The sequence below is a fragment of the Streptomyces sp. NPDC054840 genome (genome assembly GCF_053611065.1).
Genome location: NZ_JBSGZP010000920.1, coordinates 1 through 2,316 on the forward strand (window position 1 = coordinate 1; position 2,316 = coordinate 2,316).

Below are 2,316 nucleotides of genomic sequence, written 5' to 3' on the forward strand. Positions count from 1 at the left end.
GGGCGAGGCCCTGTGGCAGGCCTCCGTGCGGCGGGCCCAGCAGCAGCGGCCCGGCGGCGACCTCGCCCCCGGGGACGACCGGCCGCTCTACTGGGCGCGGCTCGGCATGACCGCCGCGCTCGACCGCTGGCAGCCGGAGTTCACCGCCGACCGGCCCGCGCTCCGCGCCCGCTTCGAGGACGCCTCCCGGGGCCTGACGAACAACGCCTTCCGGACCGTGCCGGGCGTACGACGCGTCTTCATCAGCGGGTTCGACCCCTTCGGGCTCGATGCCGAGATACGCCGCGCCAACCCGTCGGGATCGGCCGCCCTCCAGCTCAACGGACGGCGCGTGACCCTCGCCGACGGCAGCCCCGCCGAGATCCGCGCCGTCGTCCTCCCCGTGCGGTACGCCGACTTCGACGCCGGCATGGTGGAGCGGGCGTTCGCCCCGCGCATGGCCGGCGGCCCCGCCTCGGCCGACGTCATCACCACCGTCAGCCAGGGCTACCCCGGCATCTTCACGCTGGAGGACTGGGCGGGACGGGCGCGGTCCGCCGATCCCTACCCCGACAACGTGCGCGCCCTCTCGGGCGGCACCCGCGAGCACCCGGTGACCGCCCCCGGCCTGGGCCCGGGACCGGAGTTCATCCGCACCACGCTCCCCGCCGACGCGGTCACCGCCGCCGTGCAGAGCCCGTACCCGGTCCTCCTCAACAGCGACGTGACCGAGATCCCGGCGGGCGGCACGGCCCCCGTCGACCGGACCGACGGCCCGACGCCGGGCTCGCGGGCCGTGGCGGGCGGCGGGGGCGGCTACCTGTCCAACGAGGTGGCCTACCGCTCCAACCGGCTGCGCGCCGAACTCGCCCCGCGGGTGCCCGGGGGCCATCTCCACACCCCGGTGCTCACCGGCCTGCCGGCCGACACCCAGCAACTGACCGGCCCCGAATTCGAACGCAATGAGAGCGCGATCACCGCGGAGGTCCGCGCGGTGCTCGAACACGCCGCCGTGCGGCGGTAGCGGCAGCCCCGCCTGCGGTGCGTCCTGCTGCCATGGGGCAGGATGGCAGCCCGTTCCGGATGCGTACACACGCCCGAACGCGGCTTCAGGCACGACGAACTGACAGGTGACAAGGTGACGACACACCCACACCCCATACGACGCCCGGCGACGCCCGTCGCCACTGACCCGGGCCGGCGCGGCGCACCGGAGGGGGTCCGTTGACCAGGGATCTCGTCGTGCACGACTGGCTGGTCGCCGGGATCGCGCTGGCGGCGGGCGCCGCGGCCGGGCTGTTGCTGCGCGCCCTCCTGCGGTGGCTGGGCCGGCACGCCGCGCGGACCCGGTGGCAGGGGGACGACGTCATCGTCGACGCGCTGCGCACCATCGCGCCCGGGGCGGCCCTGATCGCCGGCGCGGCCGTGGCCGGCACCACCCTGCCGCTCACCGCGCGCGTCTCGGGGTTCGTCAACCAGTCGTTGACCGCGCTGCTCATCCTCATCGCCACGCTGAGCGCGGCGCGGGTCGTCGCGGGCCTCGTCCAGTCCGTCGCGGGGGCGCGCACCGGGGTGGCCGGGTCGGCGACCATCTTCGTCAACATCACGCGGATCGTGGTCCTCGTGATGGGCGTCCTCGTCGCCCTGGAGACCCTCGGGGTGTCCATCGCGCCGCTGGTCACCGCCCTCGGTGTGGGTGGTCTGGCGGTGGCCCTGGCCCTTCAGGACACCCTCGCCAACCTCTTCGCCGGCGTGCACATCCTCGCCTCGAAAACCGTGCAGCCGGGTGACTACATCCGCCTCACGAGCGGCGAGGAGGGCTACGTCGTCGACATCAACTGGCGCAACACCGTGGTCCGTAACCTGTCGAACAACCTGGTCATCATCCCCAACGGGCGTCTCGCACGGACCAACATGACCAACTTCACCCAGCCGGAGGCCCAATTCTCGATCCTGGTCCAGGTGGGTGTGGGCTACGAGAGCGATCTGGAGCACGTCGAGCGGGTGACCCTCGACGTGGTCGGCAAGGTGATGGCGGACGTGGACGGCGCGGACCGCGCGCACGAGGGGGCCGTCCGCTTCCACACGTTCGCGGACTCCCGGATCAACTTCACGGTCATCCTGGGCGTCGGCGAGTTCAGTGACCAGTACCGGATCAAGCACGAGTTCATCAAGCGCCTGCACGAGCGGTTCCGGGCGGAGGGCATCTCGATCCCCGCTCCGACACGGACGGTCGCGCTCCACCGGGACGAGGTCCAGGGGGCGCCGTCACCGCACCCGCCGGTCCCGCACCAGCGCGAGGCGCCGCCGTCGATGCTCGCGGACAGCGGCCGGTAG

2 protein-coding genes are annotated in these 2,316 nt (G+C 73.4%); both read left to right on the forward strand.

The features are described from left to right. On the forward strand, positions 1-1,003 hold a 1,003-nt coding region (locus ACWGIU_RS35955; RefSeq protein ID WP_453712290.1), incomplete at its 5' end, for a pyroglutamyl peptidase. 200 nt (positions 1,004-1,203) lie between these two features. Beyond that, positions 1,204-2,316 (forward strand): mechanosensitive ion channel family protein, encoded by a 1,113-nt coding sequence (locus tag ACWGIU_RS35960; RefSeq protein ID WP_453712291.1) that lies wholly within the window; start codon positions 1,204-1,206, stop codon positions 2,314-2,316.